Here is a 21,507-nt window from a genome sequence, read left to right as displayed (position 1 = left end):
TATAACACAAGTATTCAAAAAATATAAAACAGTAAAAATGAAAAGATTAATAACCTTGATTATAGCCCTTGGTTTGGCACTACCGGCCATAGCACAACAAACACCGGGCGATAAACAGACCGAAGCTATTACTATTGAAGGGGCCACGGCCCATTTAGGTAATGGAGAAATAATAGAGAGTTCGCTTATCATGTTCGAAGACGGTAAAATTACTTTTGTTGGTGATTCTAAAATGAGAATCGCAAGAAAAGGTAAGATCATAGATGCTACCGGCAAACATGTATACCCAGGTTTCATTGCACCGGCAAAGACTTTAGGTTTAGTAGAAATTGATGCCGTAAGAGCTTCTAAAGATGAAGATGAAATAGGAGATTTTATACCTCATGTAAGAAGTTTAATTGCATACAATGCAGAATCCAAAGTTGTAGAGAGCATGAGACCCAATGGAGTGTTAATTGGGCAAATTGCACCTTCTGGCGGATTAATTTCCGGTACTTCAAGTATCGTACAATTTGATGCCTGGAACTGGGAAGACGCCGCTATAAAAGTAGATGACGGTATTCACTTAAATTGGCCAAGTACTTTTAAACAAGGTCGCTGGTGGGCCGGTGAGGACCCTGGTTACCATCCAAACAAAGACTATGCTGAGCAAATAGATGCAATTGCTTCTTTTCTAAAAAATGCCCAAGCTTATGGCAAATCGACGCCAAAAGAGGTTAACCCAGCCTTTGCTGCCATGAAAGGTATTTTTGACGGAAGCCAGAAACTTTACGTTCATGCCGTTGATGAAAAGCAAATTATAGATGCCGTAAATACCTTAAAAACCAATGGTGCTAAAGAAATTGTATTGATAGGTGGTTATCATGCTTACAAAATTCCAGATTTTTTAAAGAGCAATAATGTTCCTGTTTTGGTACAGTTTACCCACAACCTTCCCGTTTTTGATGATGATGATTATGACTTACCATATAAGTTACCAAAGTTATTGGTAGATGCCGGATTGTTAGTAGGTATTCAAAATTCTGAAGCTGCAAATTTTCAGACAAGAAATTTACCTTTTTATGCAGGACAAGCTGCGCAAATGGGATTGGATAAAGAAAAAGCAGTTCAATTGATTACAGGAAACACTGCCAAAATATTGGGTATAGATGATCAATATGGAACTTTGGAGAACGGAAAAAGTGCCACTCTGTTCATTTCTGAAGGTGATGCTCTAGACATGGCCGGAAACCAATTAACCCATGTTTTCATTGACGGACGTACAGTTTCTTTAGAAACACACCAAACAGAACTTTGGAAACGCTACATGGGCAAGTACGAAGGAAAATAGCACATACTACTATTTGATGCAATTAAAAAGAGGCTGTCTTACGGAAAGACAGCCTCTTTTATTTTACAAAAAAACTGTTATTTCTTGGCGAGCAAATACCCTAAATATGCCATAGGCAAATAAGCCACTATAATATCTAAAGCAGTGAACCACATTGGCCCACCAAGCATGGCAATATTAACCGTGCCTCCAATTAGAAAAAACAAACCTATTAACAAAGCCATAAGCATTTTTCTAGTTGCCGCTATTTTAGCAGCTATAAAGGCACCCACCAAGGTACCTAAGGCATGAGCCAAAAAAGGAAAAATAAAATGCTTGGGTTCAAATAAATGAATGGTTGATTTTAAACCTTCCATAGTAGTAATATCTCCACCTTCCGGTGGCGGAATAATAGAACCGCTGATCATAACAATTCCCATATTCACCATACTACCAACAATAACTCCGGCTACGACAGCCAAAATGTTTTTTAATACTGGATTCATATCAAAAGATTTAATTGATTACTACCTGGTTTTTATAAAACGTACCACCTCTCCTACTTCATAAGCATTCTCTTTCGGCTCCAAACAAATAAAGCCGTCGGCTTTAGCCAAACTGGTTAAATCGCCCGATCCATTTTCAACCACCGGTGTTCCCCAAACAGCGCCTTCTTTAAACTCCGTTTTTACATGAACAAACCTGGTCAAAGGTGGCATTATTCGCATGGGCACGCTTAGCTTAATATACAAATTATCTAATTGAATGCCCCATGAGGTATGCAACCATGGTAAAAAGTAAAGATGATAATTGGCAAATGTGGACACAGGATTACCAGGAAATGAAAAAATAACTGTATTCAATTTTGCATGAACGCCAAACCAAAAGGGTTTACCAGGTCTTTGTGCTACTCTATGAAACACCTTTTCAACACCAAGGGATTCCATAACATCTGGAATAAAATCGAACTTACCCTTAGATACCCCACCGCTCAATAATAGAACGTCATTTTCAACTAAAGCTTTCTCCAGTTTTGTCCTAATAATTTCTTTATCGTCTAAAAGATGTAATGAGCTGGAAGCTATAGTACTGTTCAATAATGCAGCTTCAATGGTCAACATATTTGATTTTCTAATCTGATGTGGTTCTGGCAACTGGTCAACCTCAACCAATTCATTTCCCGTAGCTATGGTACAAATCTTTGGGTTTACTTTCACGTTGACTACAGATTTGCCCACAGAAGCCAAAACACCTATCTCAGCCGGAGTTATTTTTATTCCTTTTGAAAGAACAACCGCTCCAGCTTTTTCATCACTTCCTTTATAATGTATATTTTGACCTTTTGTTACTTTCTCATTAATGGTGACCTTATTATCTGCTATTGTAATATGTTCGTACATTACCACAGTATCACAATTTTGGGGAACTACCGCACCCGTCATAACCTCTAAACAATTACCAATATTAATTAACGACTGCTGTGTTACACCAGCTGCAGCTTCGCCTTCTATAATGAATGCATGTTCAGTTTCCAACAAACTTGAAAATTGAATTGCAATACCATCTTTAGTTGCACGATCAAAAGGAGGAAAATCACGATCGGCAAGAATATCTTCAGCTAAAATTCTATTTAAACTGTCCATAAGTTGAACCTCTTCTTCTCCAAAATTTAAGCGATGCTTTAAAACTTTCTGATAGGCTTCCTTAAATGTAATCATAGATTAAAGGTAATTTTTTTAAATGGATTCTCTTGAGTATAAGGCAAGACTAAAACCAGCCCAATCCATTAACCAATAACACTCTTATACCTACTACGAAAACAAGGAGTGCAGTAACTCTTTTAATGCCATGTGCAGATAATCTTTTTAGGCTGATTCTAATACCTAATTGACCACCAAGCAAAACGGCGAAAACCAAGCACATAGATTCTTTCCAAGGTAAGGAAAGAGAATTACTAGTAAGCAAACCGAATAGACCTGAAACAGAATTAACCAATATGAAGAAACTGGCCAAGGCTGCAATTTTTATTGCTTTGTTCCATCTTAAATGGTTTAGAATAGGTGCTAAAAAAATACCTCCTCCAATACCTACTAATCCGGATAAGAACCCAATTACGGCTCCCAAAACATAACTCATATAATTAGGATAGTCTTTTACTTCTTTCTTTGCAGTGTTCATCTCAAATGTTTGCATGGACAAAAACAAGGCTGAGAGAATAAGCGAACACCCAAGGATTATAAAAAACACGCTTTCTTTTAGTCGAAAAGTGGCTCCTAAATATGCTAAGGGAATACTTGCCAAAACAAATGGCAGAAAGTCTTTTAACTTTGCGTGACCATTTTTAAAATATAAGTAAGTACTACCCGAAACAACTACCAAATTACATACCAAGGCAATAGACCTTATGGCAAAAAAACTGGTCAAAAAAAGGGTTAACAGTGCCAAATAGCTAGAACCACCACCAAAACCGACCGAAGAATACAAGGTGGCTATAATAAAGAACCCAACACATAAAAGCATTAGTTGCTCAATAGGTATCAACATAATTTTTCATCTGGTTCATACCTCCAACAACATTTACAAAATCTTTACCTGGGTGTAATTCTTGCAACTTGGCAATCGCCTTTTTACTTCGCACTCCAGATTGGCAAATGACATACACCGTTTCCTCTAAATTCAACTCGCTACTTCTATTTGCCAAATCGTTTAATGGTATATGTCTAACTTGTTTAAGATGCTGTCTATGATATTCTTTTTCCGTTCTAACATCTAATAATTCAACAGATCCTTCTGTTATCAATTTTTTAAGGGTACTAGCATCAATAGATTTTAATGGCAGATCACAATTAAACTCATAACTTTTAGCCAAAACCTTAATTTCATTATTGCCCGGTTGTAATTTAAACTTTATGCGTTGTGCACGTTGAGTAAGTGTATCGTACAAAAGCAATACGCCTGATAAAACCTCGCCTAAACCAGCAATTATTTTCACCACTTCTAAGGCTTGTAAATTTCCTATAATACCAGGCAATATACCTAATACACCATTTTCATTACAATTAGGAACAGCATCGGCAGCTGGCATTGTAGGATACAAACAACGGTATGTTGGCCCATCTTTATAGTTAAACACACTTACTTGCCCTTCAAAAGCGTGCAAGGCTCCATAAACAAAAGGTTTATTTAAAATTACACAAGCATCGTTGATCAGGTATCTCGTGGGAAAATTATCGGTTGCATCGACCACGATATCATATGCCCCTATAATTTCAAGAGCATTTTCAATAGTTAAAAAAGTTTGATGTGTATGTATTTCTGTTGAAGAATTCTGAGCCGATAATTGACTCTTTATCGCTTCAACTTTAGGTTTCCCCACCATTGCTTCGGTATATAATACCTGACGATGAAGGTTAGATAAAGAAACTACATCTGCATCAACAATACCAAGGGTACCAACACCCATAGCGTTTAAATACGTTAACACAGGAATTCCTAGTCCGCCAGCACCAACCACCAAAATCTTGGCTTTATTTAGCTTCTGCTGTCCTTCAATTCCAAATTCCGTTAAGGTAATTTGTCTTTGGTAACGATCTTGGTTCATGATGCAATTTTTTGCAATGCTTCTTCGTATTCCACTTTAGAGTTTGCATTTAACAACACCTCTTTCTGCTGAGGAAACACCAAATGAACTTCTGCGTTTATCAAGAATTTTCTTGGGCAAGAACCGTTTCCGGCTTCCAAGTAGGCTACAGATTGTTTTAATGCTTCTGGTTCCCAAATTGCACAAAGAGGCTCTGGTAAAGGGTCTTCTTCATTTGCAAAGGCGCTTGCCAATTTCTCTGGGTTTCTGGCAGCAATTAGTTGTTGTAAAGCCTTTTTATCAATCAATGGTAAATCGCAAGCTAATACCAACCACGCTACATTCGGGTATACTTTATGTGCAGAAAGCAACCCGTTATACGGACCGCGAAATTCATTATTATCAACAATCGTATTAAAGGTATTTGATATATTATTCTCTTGATCTTTGCGAATACTTAGAAACGCATCGTCACAAACCTCATTCAGCAAGTGATATAAATGTTCACGCTGTGGAAGGACGTGATATTTTATCAACCCTTTATCCTCACCCATTCTAGTACTTTTTCCACCGGAAAGCACTAAACCATATAATTTATCTTTGGAAATCATTCTTCCCTCCCGTTTTTTGTTCTAATTGAATTGCACTTATTACAATATCTTGTGAAAGTGCCTTACACATATCGTAAATAGTCAACGCAGCAATGGACACTCCCGTTAAAGCTTCCATTTCAACACCAGTTTTCTCCGTACATTTTACGGTACATGTAATTTGAAATGCATCCGTTACAGGTTCTATTTCCACATTAATTTTGGACAGATTAATCTGATGGCACAAAGGAATTAATTCTGATGTTTTCTTTACACCTTGTATACCGGCAATAACCGCTGTTTGTACAATACTCCCTTTTTTGCCCACAAAATCTTGATCGGATAATGATTTAAAAACTGCTGTCGGAAATTTTATTAGTCCGCTTGCAATTGCGGTACGTACCGAAGCTAATTTTTGGGAAACATCGACCATTGTAGCATTTCCGGATTCATCTATATGCGATAATTTTTTCTGCATTACCCTCCTATTGAAGTCATTGAATTACTAAATACGTCTTTATATTTTTCTTGTGCCTCAAAACCGGTTTTAGCACGACTGCCGACAGCCTTTAAAATTTCTTTTTTGATATTTTCTTCCACATCATCGGCTCTCATTATGTCCCTTAAATTCGTACTTGCTTTAGCATATAAACAAGTGATAACATCACCGGTTGCAGAAATTCGCAGACGATTGCAACTGCCACAAAAAGTTCTACTAAAAGAAGGTATTACCCCAAAAGTCCCTTTATAACCAGGAATCTTATAATTTATAGACGTTGATGTCTTTGGAGATTCCAGTTTATAGTACTCAGGATGGGCATTTCTAATATGTTCCAGAATCGCTTTAAAATCCCATTTAATAGTTTGAAACTCTTTAGACCCACCGTTAAAAGGCATTTCTTCTAAAAAGCGAACCGAAACATTATAATGCTTGGTCAGTTCTAACATGGGTAGAATATCATCTGTATTCTGACCATCTAAAGCTATGAAATTAATACGCACATTAAACCCTTCGGTAATTAAGCGAATCATATTATTATACACCACATCATATTGATCCCGGCGTGTAATACGCTCAAAAGTCTCACGATTAATGGCATCCATACTCACATTAATATTTTTAATACCCAGTTCTTTCAACTCATCAATATACGGACCAATTAAAGTCGCATTTGTAGTAACGGATATATCATTAAGTCCCTCTAACTTTGATAAGCTTCTTAGCAATACCATTAAATCTTTACGTACAAAAGGCTCACCACCTGTAATACGTATTTTATCTATGCCTTGAGAAACGACAATTTCGCTTAGTTTGACCAGCTCGTCTATAGTAAACAACTTGTCGTTTTTCGCAAAGTTAATTCCCTCCTCTGGCATACAATAATTGCAACGCAGGTTGCAACGATCTGTCACCGCCAATCTTAGGTAATTAATTGCTCTATTATGGTTGTCTACTAACATACTTTTAAAAATACAAGTTCAAACTCAAAAATCAAGTTCAAGTTCAAATACAAACTCAATTTCCTCTATTATCTTTATTCTATTTTCTAGATCCTCTTCTCTATTTTCTCTCCTCTAACTTCTGTTTTCCAAAAATCACGGATGCGCCGATACCCATATCGTTTTATTCTTGAACTTCTCTTTTTTCCAAATAGGAACGGTTTCTTTTAAAGTATCGATAAGATATCTACAAGCTTCAAAACAAGCATCCCTATGTGCAGAAGACGCCCCAACTACAACAACTGGTTCTTCAACACCTTTCTCACCAACGGCATGTCTCATTACAACCTTGTTCAATGCCCATTTTTCAATCGCGCTATCTGCAATCTTTTCCATTTCCTTTAAAGCCATTTCTTTATACGTTTCAAACTCTAAAGCAACTACTTCTTCGTTGTTTGTAAACTCACGAACGGCTCCTACAAAAACACAGATTCCTCCGCTTTTGGGATCACTTAATTCCGCATAAACCTTTGCAGTATCAATAGTATCAACTATTTCTATAACTTTCTTCATTATCCTCCGCTTACAGGTGGTATTATTGCAATTTCCTCATTACCTGTCAACGCTAAAGTATCATCGGCATACTCACTATTTACGGCAACCGCCAATGAATTCAGCTTTGAAAATTCGGGGTAAGTGTCAATCAATTTTTTCTTTAACGAACCAACATTCGCTGGCTTTAATTCCTCATTAAAATTAATTTCTGAACTGCCCACTATATCTTTGGTAATACCAAAAAAAAGTACATTCATAACCGTCTAAAATTAGATAAATTCCAAGTTAGGCATAAAAAATAAGGTGCCATAAAAATGGCACCTATTTTAAAAAAATTATATGATTTTGAGAAAAGATCTATTCCACAATTACCCCATTCTCAGGTGCGGAATAAAACCCTGTAGGTTTAGCTTCAGTAGACAAACTAGCATTTTCAAAATTCACTGTTTTAGCCGGTTCTTTGACTTCACCTTCTTCAACATTATGCCATGTAATCGCTTTTGGTAGCAAGACCTCATCAACTTTGGTCCAGTCTGCATAATTGATCCAACTTACCTTGTTAGAAGGTTCTCCACTAAAGTAAGTCATGGTGTAACCTAACCATTTCATTTGATGTGTATCTGCATCATAATGTATAAAATATTCATCTGTGGATGATGCCCCAACACCGTCATTGTAAGAAATTTTATAACCAGGGTATGAAACACCGTCATAGACCAATGCTTCCGCTTCTTCATATTTTATTCCGTCATCAGACAATACGAATGGCATAGCATAGAAGTAAAACATTAAGTTATGGTAAAACTTAGGTTTTCCTTCGTAGTTCCCTGTATTATCTAATAGCCACACCTCACCACCATCATAACCTATAGTATAATCAGGTGTAGAAATTTTATCAAACCTCTTATGAAGATCAATAGTTTGAATTTCATTGAAACCTTCCTTTGGCATTTCAAAATTTAAGGTTTTATAGCTTTTCCATGCATTTAATCCGCCATGAGCTTCAAATACTTTGTTTAATTCTGATGGGTACCGATCTACATTCACCATTTCCTCAGCCTCTTCAACGGGTTCTGCAGGCATTTCTTTTTTAGGAGCCAGCTTACATGAAAATACGGCCATTGTTAAGACTAAAAGGTAAAGTTTGTTCATCATTTTAATTCAGTTTTTATGGTTTTAAAAATCCTTAGTCGAGAAAATATGACGGACTTACCAAATTGAACTATTTTTGTACTACATGCAGTCAACCAAACATATTAGCAGTGCTCAAAATCCTTTAATCAAAAAGGTTTTACAATTAAAGGACAAATCTAGGGAACGCAAAAAAACCGGTCTTTTTATTTTAGAAGGATTGCGAGAATTGCAGATTGCAAGCAAAGCATTGTATGATATAGAATCGATATTATACTGTGAAGATATACTTGAAAACACCCAAATTCTGCAATCTTTTAATTATGACCAGTCAATATCAGTAAGTGCCGATGTATATAAAAAATTGGCGTACCGAGACACTACCGAAGGTATTATAGCTATAGCCAAAAGTAAAGACCACCAATTATCATCTTTAGCGTTCGACACTGAAAATCCTTTAATATTAATTGCCGAAGCTCCCGAAAAACCAGGCAACATAGGTGCATTACTTAGAACGGCAGATGCTGCAAATCTTGATGCGGTTTTGATAGCCAACCCAAAAACAGATCTTTACAATCCCAATATTATACGATCAAGTGTAGGGTGTGTGTTCTCTAGAAACGTAAAAATGGGCACCACTACCGAGATAATTTCCTATCTAAAAAAAGAAGGGATTCAGGTTTTTTGTGCTGCCCTATCGGCATCTAAAGATTATACAACAGTAAGTTTTAAAGGACCTACTGCCCTAGTCGTTGGTACAGAACACTCTGGGCTGAGTAATGAATGGCTACAAAATAGCACTCAGAACATCATTATACCCATGGAAGGTGAAATAGATTCGATGAATGTTTCGGTATCTGCAGCAATACTTATCTTTGAGGCAAAACGACAACGCAAATTAAACTAGAAGTTCGCATACTTTATCTACTTATGCATTCGTTTTCAAATACACTATATGGACAAAACAATTGTATTTTATTGTATTCTTTTTATTCTGATCGGGGAATTCATACTTGCCACAGTAATGAATTATTTGAACGCCAAGCGTTTTAAAGATCCCATTCCGGCAGAAGTAGCCGATGTATTTAATGCAGAAGAATATAAAAAATCACAAGCCTATAAACTTACTAATTACAAGTTCGGTATTTTTACTTCGGTATTCTCTTTACTATTAATTCTTGCATTTTTACTTTTTGGCGGATTTGCCTGGGTAGATCATGTTGCCCAAAACCAAAGTGACAATACTATAATACAAGCATTAATTTTCTTTGGTATTATAATGATCGGTAGCGACATACTCAATCTCCCATTCTCTTATTATCAGACCTTCGTTATTGAAGAAAAATTCGGGTTCAACAAAACAACAACAACTACCTTTTTTATCGACAAGCTAAAACAATGGCTAATGACCATTATAGTAGGTGGATTAATACTTTCATTGGTAATATGGTTTTTTCAATGGGCAGGCACCAACTTTTGGCTCTATACTTGGGCAGTTGTGACTGTTTTCATCTTATTCATGAATTTATTTTACAGCAAGCTTATTGTACCCTTATTCAATAAACAACAACCATTGGAAGCCGGTAGCTTAAAGAGTAAAATTGAAAGCTATGCCGCAGAGGTAGGTTTTGACCTCAAAAATATTTTTGTAATCAATGGCTCTAAACGCTCTACCAAAGCAAATGCATACTTTTCTGGTTTTGGAAAAGAAAAACGTGTTACGCTTTATGACACCTTGATCAATGATTTAGAAGAAGAGGAAATAGTTGCCGTTTTAGCACATGAAATAGGACATTATAAACGAAAACATATCATTTATAACTTGGCAGCATCCGTCCTTTTGACAGGTGTAATGCTATTGATATTATCACTCTTTATAAATAACCCGGAAGTTTCTTTGGCAATAGGTGTTGACAGACCAAGTTTTCATGCCGCATTAATAGGGTTTGGAATATTATATAGTCCGATTTCCGAAATCACTGGGTTATTAATGAATCATTTTTCAAGAAAATTTGAATACGAGGCAGATGACTATGCCAAACATACCTATGCAGCCTTACCATTGGTCGCATCTTTAAAAAAGTTATCAAAAAACAGTCTTAGCAACTTAACGCCGCATCCTGCTTACGTATTTATGCATTATTCACATCCACCGTTAATCGATCGCATACGTAATTTAAAGGCATAATTTTTGTTGTGCATCATATAAGATTATCTTATTTTTAATCTAGTATGACACAGGCAGCGATAGAAGAGGAAAACAAGCTTATAGCTCAAGAGTATAAGGAGTTACTTCGAATTAGTTATCAAACTCTAACTGATGATGATAAAAAACTAATACGAAGCGCTTTTGAGGTGGCAGTTGATGCGCACAAAACCCAACGAAGAAAATCTGGTGAGGCTTATATATTTCACCCTATAGCGGTAGCAAAAATTGTAGCCTCAGAAATAGGTCTTGATGCAGTTTCCATTGCCTCTGCCCTGCTACATGATGTTGTAGAAGATACCGAATATACCTTAGACGATATTGACCGTATGTTCGGTGAAACTGTGGCGCGCATTGTAGACGGACTCACAAAAATATCACATTTAAAAAAAGACATGAACATCTCCCAGCAAGCGGAGAATTTCAGAAAAATGCTCTTGACCTTAAATGATGATGTACGAGTTATTATTATAAAGATTGCCGACCGTTACCACAACATGCTCACTATGGATTCTATGCCAGAGCACAAGCAGGTAAAAATAGCTTCGGAAACACTATACATTTATGCCCCACTCGCCCATAGAATAGGGCTTTACAATATTAAAACGGAGTTAGAAGATTTAAGTTTAAAATATACAGAACCAGAAGTATACAACTCCATTAAAGATAAAATAGAGGATAGCAAAGAAGATCAGCAAGCATACATAGATGCTTTTTCTGGAACTATTGACAATTCACTTAAAAAAGAAGGACTCAATTACATCATAAAAGGGAGGATGAAATCTATCTTCTCTATGCGTAAAAAGATGATTGCGCAAAATGTCACATTTGAGGAAATCTATGACAAATTTGCTATTAGAATTATTTATAAATCCGATTTACAAAACGAGAAGTTTCTCGCTTGGAAAATCTATTCCATAGTAACGGATCACTTTACCCCCAACCCTGTTAGATTACGTGATTGGATATCCTCGCCTAAATCCACCGGATACGAAGCTTTACACATCACCGTTATGGGACCAAAAGGTAAATGGGTAGAGGTTCAAATTAGAAGTGAAAGAATGCACGAAATTGCCGAAAAGGGTTATGCAGCGCATTTTAAATACAAGCACGGAGATCAAAAAGAACAAGGAATAGAAGTTTGGTTAAACAAACTTCAAGAAGCGCTTGAGAACGCAAATACAAATGCCGTAGATTTTGTTGAGGAATTTAAACTCAACCTATATTCAAAAGAAATATTCGTATTTACCCCTAAAGGAGAGTTAAAGTCATTACCAAAAGGAGCTACACCGTTAGATTTTTCATTCAACATTCATACAGAAGTTGGTATGCGCACCCGGGGAGCCAAGGTAAATGGTAAATTGGTTCCTTTAAACACCACACTTTCAAGTGGAGATCAAGTAGAGATCATAACATCTGACCAAGCAAAACCCAATCAAAACTGGTTAGATTATGCAACAACAGCTAGAGCACGTGCTAAAATTAAATCTGTTCTTAGAGAAGAGAAAAAAGCTGTTGCAGAAGATGGTAAAGAGATTTTACGCAGAAAACTAAAATCACAAAAAATTTCGCTCAACGAAGACTCCATCAACAAAATGGTGACTTTCTTTAAGCTAAAAACCAGTTTAGATTTATTTTACCGTGTAGGTATTGGCTCCATTGACAATGCCATGATCAAAGACTTTGCTTCCTCCTATAGCAATGCATTCATTAGTTTCTTTAAGAATAGAATGCGTAAAACACCAGCACCAGAGGATATCAACAAAGATGAGATTACCTCTAAATATGACATGTTGGTCTTTGGTAAAGAGGAAGAAAAGTTGGAGTACAAACTATCACAATGTTGTAATCCTATACCCGGTGATGATGTATTTGGTTTTGTAAGTGTATCTGAAGGTATAAAGGTTCATAAAAAAAATTGCCCCAATGCCATTTCATTACAATCTAATTATGCGTATAGAATTATAAGTGCTAAGTGGATAGATTCTTCTCAACAAGAATACCAAGCGGATATTGTAATGACAGGTATTGATAATTTAGGTCTTGTAAGTGATATTACCGAAGTTATTTCTGATATTATGCACGTTAATATGCGTAATTTAAATTTCAGTACCGATGGCGGCACCTTTAAAGGAAAGATTACCGTAGTGGTCAAAAATAAAGCAGTATTGAAAAAGTTGACCGATAATCTTATGAACATCAACGGTATTGATAAAGTTACTCGTATTTAGAAAAAGGAAATTAAAATTTAACTGTACCTTTGTGCATTAATGCAGTAAATATGTCTTCTGATAAAAATCAAGAAATTGTAAAAAACGTCTTCACTACCTTTTTAGAGGACAAAGGACATAGAAAAACACCCGAACGCTACGCTATTCTACAAGAAATTTACGAAAGTGACGAGCATTTTGATATAGAGTCTCTCTACATTAAAATGAAGAATAAAAACTATCGTGTTAGTAGGGCAACTCTCTATAACACCATTGAACTTCTATTGGATTGCAAATTGGTTCGCAAGCATCAATTCGGTAAAAACCAGGCGCAATATGAAAAATCATATTTTGATCGCCAACACGATCATGTGATTTTAACCGACACTGGTGAAGTAATGGAGTTTTGTGATCCTAGAATACAGTCTATCAAAAAAACAATTGAAGAAGTTTTTGATATTAAGATAAATACACATTCCCTATATTTTTATGGGACCAAAAATACTCCTGCTAAAGATGCAGGCAAAAAAGAAACAAAATAGAACTAACCAAGTATATAATATTTAGATGGCAGTAGATTTATTGTTAGGCCTGCAATGGGGTGACGAAGGAAAAGGTAAAATTGTTGATGTTTTAACCGAAAATTATGACATTATTGCTCGCTTTCAAGGCGGACCAAATGCCGGTCATACTTTAGAATTTGACGGAATTAAGCATGTTTTACACACCATTCCTTCAGGAATTTTTCATAAAAATGCGGTAAATGTTGTAGGTAACGGGGTGGTTATAGACCCGGTTATTTTCAAGAAAGAATTAGATGCATTGAAGAAATTCAATTTAGATGTAAAATCCAAGTTGTTCATTTCTAGAAAAGCGCATTTAATCTTACCTACCCACCGTTTACTTGATGCAGCCTCCGAAGCATCAAAGGGAAAGGCAAAAATAGGATCTACCTTAAAAGGTATTGGCCCTACTTACATGGACAAGACCGGAAGAAACGGTATGCGTGTAGGTGATTTAGAACTAAGTGATTGGAAAGAAAAATACCGTAGCCTAGCCAATAAGCACGAGGCTATGATCAATTTCTACGATGTAGATATTCAATATGACTTGGCAGAACTTGAAGCGGATTTTTTCAAAGCTGTTGAAGAACTCAAGACATTAACGTTCATTGATAGTGAAGAATATTTATTCCAAGCACAAAAAGCCGGTAAAAAAATATTGGCAGAAGGTGCTCAAGGTTCATTATTGGATATTGATTTTGGCACATACCCATTTGTAACCTCATCGAATACAACCGCCGCCGGCGCTTGTACAGGTTTAGGTGTAGCCCCAAATCAAATCGGAGAGGTAAAAGGTATATTCAAAGCATACACCACAAGAGTTGGTAGCGGTCCTTTCCCAACAGAGCTTTTTGATGAAGATGGCGAAACTATGGGTCGTGTAGGTAATGAGTTTGGAGCCACTACTGGTAGACCAAGACGTTGTGGTTGGTTAGATTTGGTAGCTTTGAAATATGCAGTTCGTGTAAACGGAGTTACTGAACTGATGATGATGAAAGGCGATGTTCTTAGCGGATTTGAAAAGCTAAAAGTTTGTACTGCTTACAACTATAAAGGAGAACAAATAGAGCATTTCCCTTATAATATTGAGGCGGAAAATGTTACTCCCGTTTACTCGGAAATGGATGGTTGGAAAGAAGATTTGACTAAAATGACTTCTGCCGATCAATTACCAAAAGCATTAAATGCATATATAGAATTTTTAGAGAAGGAATTAGAAGTGCCGATTAAAATTGTTTCTGTTGGTCCAGATAGAACACAGACAATCTTAAGATAGACATTAAGCGACCAGAATAGGTTGTTCAACTTTCAAGAATGGCGATATAGGGAAATACCTTTATCGCCATTCTTTTTTTTTGTATTTTCAAGCTTGTGCAAAATTTACATTTTACACATCAACAACAACTTAACGACAACTCAACAAATGAAAAAAACCACCTACTCAACCTTGTTTTTTTTTCTTGTATTGGCGACAGCTTGCAAAACAGAAAAAAAAGACAAAACTGACGAACAAACCGTTACCCAACAAGAAACCGAAAGCGAATGGATAACCCTTTTTGATGGTACAACTACAAAAGGCTGGCGCGCTTATAATGGCAAAGAACTACCGCCAGGTTGGATCGCAAAAGACGGAGAACTACAATTTGACACAGAATTAGGTAAGGAGCAAGATTACACCGGCGGCACAGATATTATTTATGGCGCAAAGGAGTTCGATAATTTTGAACTCTATGTAGAGTGGAAATTACCAAAAGGAGGCAATAGCGGTATTTTCTATCATTTAAAAGAAGGATACGATAGTCCACCAGAAGTTGCGCCAGAATACCAATTGATAGATGATGAAAACTATGCCAGCATCCACGATCTTACCGATTACAATTTAAGTTTAGGGTATACGGACAAACCCGAAGAGCTAAAACCTTTACAGCAGACTGCATCAGACTATGCCATGCATGCTGCAGATCCAGAGGGCAAAATATTGCATCCGGTGGGCGAATGGAACACTACTAGAATTATCTTCACTCCAGAACAGGTAGAACATTGGCTAAACGGAAAAAAAGTAGTTTCCTTTGTGCCGTGGGATGAAGCTTGGTACGAAAAAAAGAATTCCGATAAATGGAAGAACAGTGAAGATTATGGCAAGTATAAAACTGGCTATATCGGTTTTCAAGATCACTCTAGCCCTATCTGGTTCAGAAACATTAAAATAAAAAAACTTTAACCACCACACCAATGAATAAAAGAGACTTTTTAAAAAACGCTGCGGCATTGTCCACATTTGTAATATTACCATCTGGACTTTGGTCTTGCAAGAAAGAAGCGAAAAAATTAACCAGATTAAGAACTGCTCATATTGGTGTTGGCAACATGGGTGCCGAAGATTTAAAAGCGATTTCATCACATAGCAAAGTAGATGTTACCGCCCTTTGTGATGTTGATGCCAACAATTTGGCAGCAGCAAAAGAATTACATCCAAATGCAAAAACATATACCGACTACAGAGTTATGTTAAAAGAAATGGGCGATGATATCGATGCTGTAGTGGTTTCTACACCAGATCACACCCATGCACCCGCTTCAATGATGGCCATGGAAATGGACAAACCGGTATATTGCCAAAAACCATTGACCCATTATGTATCTGAAGCAAGGGCCATGAACAAACTTGCAGCGGAAAAAGGACTGGTAACCCAAATGGGAATACAGGTACATTCATTTTATGATTATAAGTTAGCTACCTTATTAATACAATCGGGTATAATTGGTAAAGTACATACCGTACGTGCCTGGTCTCCCAAAGACTGGGGATATGACGGACAGGAGCCTTCAGGTTCCGACCCAGTTCCAGAATCATTAGACTGGAATCTGTGGTTAGGCACCTCAGCAGAAAGACCGTATAAAGAAGGTTTTTACCACCCAGGAAATTGGAGAAAATTGGTAGACTATGGCTGTGGTACATTAGGTGATATGGGAGTTCATATTTTTGACACACCGTATAATGCTTTGGCGTTACAAGTTCCTAAAACCATTAAAAATGAATGTAGGGAACCAAACGGCTTTGGTTTTCCACAAAACAATGTAGTTACCTATGAATTTCCACAAACGGAATATACTACAGAAACATTAAAATGGGTTTGGTATGACGGACCCGGTGCACCAAAAGACCATGAAGATTTAATTTTACCAGGGTCAGATAAAGTAGCCTCAACAAAAGACAACTCTAAAGACAGCATGGAAGATAAAATGTCATTGGAGACTAAAACTGCCGACGAAGGAACATTACCAGACCAAGGTGCTATATTCATTGGTGAAAAAGGGAGATTGCTACTACCACATTTTATGCAGCTGCCTAAAAAAATAGTAGATGGCAAATATGTTGACATTTCAGCAGAAATAGAAGCAGTGGAAAAAGCGAACAACATGGGCAAACCTATTCGAGATTATGAATCTGAAGGTCCAAAGCACTACCATCAATTTGTAGATGCGTGCTTGGGCACAGATAAAACAACCGCTCCTTTTTCATATGCATCTAGACTTACAGAAACCATTTTGTTAGGTGTTATAGCCGGCAGATTTCCAAACCAAGTGTTACACTGGGATAGTGAAAATGCCAAATTTGCCGAAGAAGAAGCCAATGCTTTTTTAGAAGGTGATTATAGAAATTTCTAATTTCCACTTAAATATCACAAAAACCACTTTCGAGTGGTTTTTTTATATCTATTTTTAAAAGAACAGACCACAAACAACAAAATCAAAAATGTCAAAAAGCTTCACCATTGCTTTTAGATTCGCCCTCCTATCTATTGGCATTCTAATAGCGCAAAGCTGCTCAGATAGCAAAGAGCCAATAATTCAAATAAAGCCTCATAATTCGATTGTACTGATCGGAAACAATCTAGGGTCTAGATTGATGAATTATGGTAGTTTAGAAACAGAATTACATCTACGGTATCCAAAAGACTCCCTCTTTATACGAAATATGTCCGATGCCGGTGACACTCCCGGTTTTCGACCACATTCTGGTCGAGTATTTCCATGGGCTTTCCCGGGAGCAGAAAAATTTCAAACAGAACTTGCCCAAAATTCTGGTAGTGAAGGAGAATTTGAAACTCCAGATGAATGGTTAACTCGACTTAACGCCGATATAATTTTAGCTTTTTTCGGTTATAACGAATCATTTGAAGGTGCTGAGGGCTTAGAAAATTATAAGGAAGAACTAGATGCATTTATAAAGCACTCGGTTAAACAAAAATACAACGGCACCTCTACCCCACAACTCGTTCTTATTTCTCCCATTGCCTTTGAAGATTTATCCGATCATATAGATGTACCTAATGGAATTTCGGAAAACCAAAACCTGAAATTATATACCGATGCAATGAGCGAAGTTGCTGCCGCAAACAACATACCTTTTATTAATGTTTATAATCCGTCGAAAAAATGGTTTAAAAATACCGATGAAGACTACACCATAGACGGTTCGCAAATGAACAAATTAGGTTATGAGACTTTTGCTAAATTTTTAGCCGATGAGCTTACGGGAAACAAACCTATAGAACATGAAAACAAAAGAATTGCAATAAACGAAGCTGTACAAGAAAAAAATTTCTATTGGCACAACGATTATAAAATACCTAATGGTGTTCATGTATTTGGCAGAAGGCATGCTCCCTATGGTCCAGATAATTATCCGTATGAAATTAAAAAAACTAGGGAGCTAACGGCTATTAGAGATTCTGCCATATGGGCAACTGCACAGGGTATAGAATATGATATAGATTCTGCCGATGCGCTAACAAGCAAGCTACCACCTGTAGCTACCAATTATAATTTAGTAGAAGGCCATGGAGACTTAAAGTACAAATATGGTGAAGAAGCCTTAAAAACCTTAACCGTACCAGAAGGGTATAAAGTAGAATTGTTTGCCTCTGAAAAGGAATTCACCAATTTAGCCAACCCAGCGCAAATATCTTTTGACAATAAAGGTAGGTTATGGGTGGCCACATTACCCTCGTACCCGCATTACAAACCTGGTGACGCCAAACCAAATGATAAAATCATTATTCTGGAAGATACCGATAATGACGGTAAGGCAGATAAGGAAACCGTTTTTGCCGACAATTTACACCTACCAATTGGATTTGAGTTTGCTCCTGAAGGTGTGTATGTAAGTCAAGGTACTACTCTAAAATTATTTTCAGATACAGATGGTGATGACAAAGCCGATAAAATTGAAACTGTTTTAAGTGGTTTTGACGATCACGATACGCATCATGCCATTTCAGCTTTTTGTGCAGACCCTTCCGGTGCGTTTTATATGTCTGAAGGTTTATTTCTTCATACCAACGTCGAAACTTCATATGGAACCGTTCGTGCTACCAATGGTGGATTTTACAGATATAATCCGCAACGAAAACATTTAGAGCGCACCCTTCAAGTTTCCATTCCTAATCCTTGGGGTATTGCGGTCGATGATTGGGGGCAAGATTTCTTTTTACATACTTCTGGACCCAAGGTCAATTGGATGATGCCAAGTTCCTTAAAGCCCATCTACGGAATTTCATCGCCATTAACCGAAGAATTAATTGAAGAAGCGCACCGGGTTAGACCAACATCCGGTTTAGAGTTTATTTCAAGCAGCCACTTCCCCAGCGAGGTTCAAGGTGATATGCTGTTGGCAAATTCCATTGGTTTTCTCGGTTTAAAACAACATCAAATGTTGGAAAAAGGAACGGGTTACACCACTAAACATCGACAAGACTTAATTACTAGTACCGACCCAAATTTTAGACCTGTTGAACTTGAATTTGCACCAGACGGTTCTCTTTATCTTGTGGATTGGCACAATGTATTAATTGGTCATATGCAACATAATGCCCGCGATCCTTTACGCGATCACGCACATGGTAGAATTTACAGAATTACATATCCATCAAGGCCTTTGGTAGAGCCTGCAGAAATAGACGGCGCATCAATAGCTCAATTATTTGAGAATTTGAAGCTGCCAGAGTACAGAACCCGCTATAGAACAAGAAGGGAATTAAGAGGCAGAAATACCGACGAAGTTCTAGATTATTTAAACATTTGGATCACCGGTCTAGATGAAAACGACCCCAATTATGAACATCATAAATTAGAAGGTCTATGGGTTTCTTGGGGAATGAACAAGCTAGACAAACCATTGTTAGAAACATTGTTAACATCTAAAGACCATAGAGTTCGTGCTGCTGCCGTAAGAGTTGTACGGTATATGGGGCACCAACTGAACAACGCACAAGAATTACTGAAAAATGCGGCAAGCGACAAGCATGGCAGGGTAAGATTGGAAGCTATTACCACGGCATCATGGTTACCACAAGCAGAAGGGCTGGAAATTTTAAATGTAGCCAGAAATCACCCATTGGACGAATGGATGCTTGATGCATTTAATTTTGCAGAGACAAGATTAACGGGTAACTTTCTAGAGGAAGCAAAAGAAGAAATTTTAGCATCACACTTAAAGGGAGCTGATTTAGAAGTTTTTACCAAAGGAAAAAAGATTTATGAAACCGAAGGTTACTGTGTAACTTGTCACCAAGAAAGTGGTACAGGTTTACAAAAAGCAGGATACCCAACTTTAGTAGGTCAAGAATGGGTTTTAGGTGATGAAGAACGATTGATAAAGTTAGCCTTACATGGGCTTTACGGACCAATGAATATAATGGGCAACCATTATGAAGGTCAAGTACCCATGATGGCATTTAAGGGGTTGTTAAAAGATGATGAAATTGCTGCCGTACTTACTTATGTTAGAAATTCATTTGGTAATAAAGCATCGGTCATTGACCCAAACAAAGTAAAAGAAGTGCGGGAGGCGACCAAAGATCGTAACAGTTTTTATACGGCAGATGAATTACTAAAAGAACATCCGATAAAATAATCAACTTAAAAAAACAACTATGAAAATTAGATATCTATCTATATTATTTCTAATCATACTTACGGCTTGTGGTGAAAAGACAAAAGAAAAGAAAAAGCCAGTCTCTGAAGAACAAAAAGTTCCGCATATCGTTTTTGTCACAGGTGAAGAAGAATATAGATCAGAAGAATCTTTTCCCATGTTAGCGAAATTGGCAAAAAGAGAATTAGGGGCAAAAGTATCCATTGCCTACTCCATTGATAGTTTGGGCTATATAGACCCAAATAGATCTGACCACATCTCGGGTTTAGAAGCATTGGAAAGTGCAGATTTAATGGTCGTATTCATGCGTTTTAGAAATTTACCTAAAAAAGAACGTGATTATATTACCAATTACGTAGAATCGGGAAAACCAATCGTAGGTTTTAGAACGACCACCCATGCATTTAAATATGATAATGATTCCACACTTGCTGCATTTAATGAAGAATGGCCTGCAAAAGTTTTTGGTCAGCAATGGATTACCCACCATGGTCACTTTGATGACGGCAAGTATCCCGTTACAACTATTAGCATAAAAGACGGTAAGGAAGAAAACCCTATTTTAAATGGTTTTTCTGAATTTGAAGCATATTCGTGGTTATATCATGTAGATGGTGGCGATTGGCAACTACAGGGCGATAGCGAACCTATTTTAATGGGACATTCCACTAAATCTCAACACGAAATAAATGGTAAGCTAGACCAATTCTCTTTAGACAATCCTGTAGCTTGGACAAAAAGTTACACAGGAACATCGGGCAAGACCGGAAGAGTATTTTTTACCACCTTAGGGCACCCTTACGATTTTAAACTTCCTGTTATGCGAAAGATTGCCATGAATGGTATTTATTGGGCATTGGGCAAAGAAGATCGTATTCCGGAAGAAGGTGTAAACGTTACTCTAGAAACTCCTTTTTCACCCAACAACTCAGGTTTTGGGCAAAAATTTAAAAAGAAACAAAAACCAATAACTAATTTCTAAG

General features: G+C 37.0%; 20 protein-coding genes. 10 read left to right on the top strand and 10 right to left on the bottom strand.

All coding sequences use genetic code 11. The features are described 5' to 3' along the window. The first annotated feature begins 37 nt into the window (after positions 1–37). Entirely contained in the window at positions 38–1,330 is a 1,293-nt protein-coding gene (locus EXIGUO8A_RS13570) for an amidohydrolase family protein (RefSeq protein ID WP_159303548.1), read from the top strand. Positions 1,331–1,407: 77 nt separating this feature from the next. Here EXIGUO8A_RS13570 and EXIGUO8A_RS13565 read toward each other — a convergent pair whose 3' ends face one another. The 10 genes from EXIGUO8A_RS13565 to EXIGUO8A_RS13520 form a co-directional block, all read right to left on the bottom strand. Beyond that, positions 1,408–1,815, bottom strand: coding sequence for a hypothetical protein (locus EXIGUO8A_RS13565; RefSeq protein ID WP_159303547.1), 408 nt, complete (start codon positions 1,813–1,815; stop codon positions 1,408–1,410). A 21-nt stretch (positions 1,816–1,836) separates the two neighbouring features. Continuing rightward, positions 1,837–3,027, bottom strand: a complete 1,191-nt coding sequence (locus EXIGUO8A_RS13560; RefSeq protein WP_159303546.1) for a molybdopterin molybdotransferase MoeA — start codon at positions 3,025–3,027, stop codon at positions 1,837–1,839. Positions 3,028–3,076: 49 nt separating this feature from the next. Next, on the bottom strand, positions 3,077–3,853 hold the full coding sequence (locus EXIGUO8A_RS13555) for a sulfite exporter TauE/SafE family protein (RefSeq protein ID WP_159303545.1): 777 nt from the start codon (positions 3,851–3,853) through the stop codon (positions 3,077–3,079). Next, a complete protein-coding gene (gene moeB, locus EXIGUO8A_RS13550; RefSeq protein ID WP_159303544.1) occupies positions 3,837–4,910 on the bottom strand; it encodes a HesA/MoeB/ThiF family protein in 1,074 nt (357 codons plus the stop codon). Before moeB ends, EXIGUO8A_RS13555 begins: the two co-directional genes overlap by 17 nt. Continuing rightward, on the bottom strand, positions 4,907–5,500 hold the full coding sequence (locus EXIGUO8A_RS13545) for an NTP transferase domain-containing protein (RefSeq protein ID WP_159303543.1): 594 nt from the start codon (positions 5,498–5,500) through the stop codon (positions 4,907–4,909). Before EXIGUO8A_RS13545 ends, moeB begins: the two co-directional genes overlap by 4 nt. Beyond that, positions 5,484–5,957, bottom strand: coding sequence for a cyclic pyranopterin monophosphate synthase MoaC (gene moaC, locus EXIGUO8A_RS13540; RefSeq protein WP_116772022.1), 474 nt, complete (start codon positions 5,955–5,957; stop codon positions 5,484–5,486). The genes EXIGUO8A_RS13545 and moaC overlap by 17 nt, the downstream gene beginning before the upstream one ends. Next, positions 5,957–6,940 (bottom strand): GTP 3',8-cyclase MoaA, encoded by a 984-nt coding sequence (gene moaA, locus EXIGUO8A_RS13535; RefSeq protein WP_159303542.1) that lies wholly within the window; start codon positions 6,938–6,940, stop codon positions 5,957–5,959. The genes moaC and moaA overlap by 1 nt, the downstream gene beginning before the upstream one ends. 135 nt (positions 6,941–7,075) lie before the next feature. Beyond that, on the bottom strand, positions 7,076–7,492 hold the full coding sequence (locus EXIGUO8A_RS13530; protein WP_201304117.1) for a molybdenum cofactor biosynthesis protein MoaE: 417 nt from the start codon (positions 7,490–7,492) through the stop codon (positions 7,076–7,078). Beyond that, positions 7,492–7,731: a MoaD/ThiS family protein gene (locus EXIGUO8A_RS13525; RefSeq protein ID WP_159303541.1), complete on the bottom strand. Its 240-nt coding sequence runs from the start codon at positions 7,729–7,731 to the stop codon at positions 7,492–7,494. Before EXIGUO8A_RS13525 ends, EXIGUO8A_RS13530 begins: the two co-directional genes overlap by 1 nt. A gap of 100 nt (positions 7,732–7,831) precedes the next feature. After that, on the bottom strand, positions 7,832–8,629 hold the full coding sequence (locus EXIGUO8A_RS13520) for a hypothetical protein (RefSeq protein WP_236564487.1): 798 nt from the start codon (positions 8,627–8,629) through the stop codon (positions 7,832–7,834). A gap of 82 nt (positions 8,630–8,711) precedes the next feature. Between EXIGUO8A_RS13520 and EXIGUO8A_RS13515 the strand changes: the two genes are divergently transcribed. The 9 genes from EXIGUO8A_RS13515 to EXIGUO8A_RS13475 all read left to right on the top strand — a co-directional run bounded on the left by EXIGUO8A_RS13515 (position 8,712) and on the right by EXIGUO8A_RS13475 (position 21,506). Beyond that, on the top strand, positions 8,712–9,512 hold the full coding sequence (locus EXIGUO8A_RS13515; RefSeq protein WP_159303540.1) for a TrmH family RNA methyltransferase: 801 nt from the start codon (positions 8,712–8,714) through the stop codon (positions 9,510–9,512). Positions 9,513–9,560: 48 nt separating this feature from the next. Next, positions 9,561–10,793 carry a M48 family metallopeptidase gene (locus tag EXIGUO8A_RS13510; RefSeq protein WP_159303539.1) on the top strand — a complete coding sequence of 411 codons (1,233 nt, stop codon included), beginning with the start codon at positions 9,561–9,563 and terminating at the stop codon, positions 10,791–10,793. A gap of 44 nt (positions 10,794–10,837) precedes the next feature. Beyond that, the gene (locus EXIGUO8A_RS13505; protein ID WP_116772016.1) at positions 10,838–13,042 is read left to right on the top strand and encodes a RelA/SpoT family protein; all 2,205 of its coding nucleotides are present in this window, start codon (positions 10,838–10,840) and stop codon (positions 13,040–13,042) included. A 50-nt stretch (positions 13,043–13,092) separates the two neighbouring features. Beyond that, on the top strand, positions 13,093–13,563 hold the full coding sequence (locus EXIGUO8A_RS13500) for a Fur family transcriptional regulator (RefSeq protein ID WP_116772015.1): 471 nt from the start codon (positions 13,093–13,095) through the stop codon (positions 13,561–13,563). A gap of 25 nt (positions 13,564–13,588) precedes the next feature. Next, positions 13,589–14,860, top strand: a complete 1,272-nt coding sequence (locus tag EXIGUO8A_RS13495; protein WP_159303538.1) for an adenylosuccinate synthase — start codon at positions 13,589–13,591, stop codon at positions 14,858–14,860. Positions 14,861–15,007: 147 nt separating this feature from the next. After that, a complete protein-coding gene (locus EXIGUO8A_RS13490; RefSeq protein WP_159303537.1) occupies positions 15,008–15,805 on the top strand; it encodes a 3-keto-disaccharide hydrolase in 798 nt (265 codons plus the stop codon). 146 nt (positions 15,806–15,951) lie between these two features. Further along, on the top strand, positions 15,952–17,253 hold the full coding sequence (locus EXIGUO8A_RS13485) for a Gfo/Idh/MocA family protein (protein WP_407658232.1): 1,302 nt from the start codon (positions 15,952–15,954) through the stop codon (positions 17,251–17,253). 88 nt (positions 17,254–17,341) lie between these two features. Then, complete coding sequence (locus EXIGUO8A_RS13480; RefSeq protein WP_159303535.1) at positions 17,342–20,503, top strand: PVC-type heme-binding CxxCH protein; 3,162 nt, start codon at positions 17,342–17,344, stop codon at positions 20,501–20,503. A 19-nt stretch (positions 20,504–20,522) separates the two neighbouring features. Further along, positions 20,523–21,506 (top strand): ThuA domain-containing protein, encoded by a 984-nt coding sequence (locus EXIGUO8A_RS13475; protein WP_159303534.1) that lies wholly within the window; start codon positions 20,523–20,525, stop codon positions 21,504–21,506. The last annotated feature ends 1 nt before the right edge of the window (position 21,507 follow it).

The organism is Maribacter litoralis (genome assembly GCF_902506355.1).
In the GTDB taxonomy this organism is placed as follows: domain Bacteria; phylum Bacteroidota; class Bacteroidia; order Flavobacteriales; family Flavobacteriaceae; genus Maribacter; species Maribacter litoralis.
This window is presented reverse-complemented; position numbering and strand designations above follow the sequence as displayed.

Bases quoted from the DNA above. Each gene is read 5' to 3' on its own strand.
- EXIGUO8A_RS13570 (WP_159303548.1), top strand. From the start codon at position 38: ATGAAAAGATTAATAACCTTGATTATAGCCCTTGGTTTGGCACTACCG.
- EXIGUO8A_RS13565 (WP_159303547.1), bottom strand. From the start codon at position 1,815: ATGAATCCAGTATTAAAAAACATTTTGGCTGTCGTAGCCGGAGTTATT.
- EXIGUO8A_RS13560 (WP_159303546.1), bottom strand. From the start codon at position 3,027: ATGATTACATTTAAGGAAGCCTATCAGAAAGTTTTAAAGCATCGCTTA.
- EXIGUO8A_RS13555 (WP_159303545.1), bottom strand. From the start codon at position 3,853: ATGTTGATACCTATTGAGCAACTAATGCTTTTATGTGTTGGGTTCTTT.
- moeB (WP_159303544.1), bottom strand. From the start codon at position 4,910: ATGAACCAAGATCGTTACCAAAGACAAATTACCTTAACGGAATTTGGA.
- EXIGUO8A_RS13545 (WP_159303543.1), bottom strand. From the start codon at position 5,500: ATGATTTCCAAAGATAAATTATATGGTTTAGTGCTTTCCGGTGGAAAA.
- moaC (WP_116772022.1), bottom strand. From the start codon at position 5,957: ATGCAGAAAAAATTATCGCATATAGATGAATCCGGAAATGCTACAATG.
- moaA (WP_159303542.1), bottom strand. From the start codon at position 6,940: ATGTTAGTAGACAACCATAATAGAGCAATTAATTACCTAAGATTGGCG.
- EXIGUO8A_RS13530 (WP_201304117.1), bottom strand. From the start codon at position 7,492: ATGAAGAAAGTTATAGAAATAGTTGATACTATTGATACTGCAAAGGTT.
- EXIGUO8A_RS13525 (WP_159303541.1), bottom strand. From the start codon at position 7,731: ATGAATGTACTTTTTTTTGGTATTACCAAAGATATAGTGGGCAGTTCA.
- EXIGUO8A_RS13520 (WP_236564487.1), bottom strand. From the start codon at position 8,629: ATGATGAACAAACTTTACCTTTTAGTCTTAACAATGGCCGTATTTTCA.
- EXIGUO8A_RS13515 (WP_159303540.1), top strand. From the start codon at position 8,712: ATGCAGTCAACCAAACATATTAGCAGTGCTCAAAATCCTTTAATCAAA.
- EXIGUO8A_RS13510 (WP_159303539.1), top strand. From the start codon at position 9,561: ATGGACAAAACAATTGTATTTTATTGTATTCTTTTTATTCTGATCGGG.
- EXIGUO8A_RS13505 (WP_116772016.1), top strand. From the start codon at position 10,838: ATGACACAGGCAGCGATAGAAGAGGAAAACAAGCTTATAGCTCAAGAG.
- EXIGUO8A_RS13500 (WP_116772015.1), top strand. From the start codon at position 13,093: ATGTCTTCTGATAAAAATCAAGAAATTGTAAAAAACGTCTTCACTACC.
- EXIGUO8A_RS13495 (WP_159303538.1), top strand. From the start codon at position 13,589: ATGGCAGTAGATTTATTGTTAGGCCTGCAATGGGGTGACGAAGGAAAA.
- EXIGUO8A_RS13490 (WP_159303537.1), top strand. From the start codon at position 15,008: ATGAAAAAAACCACCTACTCAACCTTGTTTTTTTTTCTTGTATTGGCG.
- EXIGUO8A_RS13485 (WP_407658232.1), top strand. From the start codon at position 15,952: ATGGGTGCCGAAGATTTAAAAGCGATTTCATCACATAGCAAAGTAGAT.
- EXIGUO8A_RS13480 (WP_159303535.1), top strand. From the start codon at position 17,342: ATGTCAAAAAGCTTCACCATTGCTTTTAGATTCGCCCTCCTATCTATT.
- EXIGUO8A_RS13475 (WP_159303534.1), top strand. From the start codon at position 20,523: ATGAAAATTAGATATCTATCTATATTATTTCTAATCATACTTACGGCT.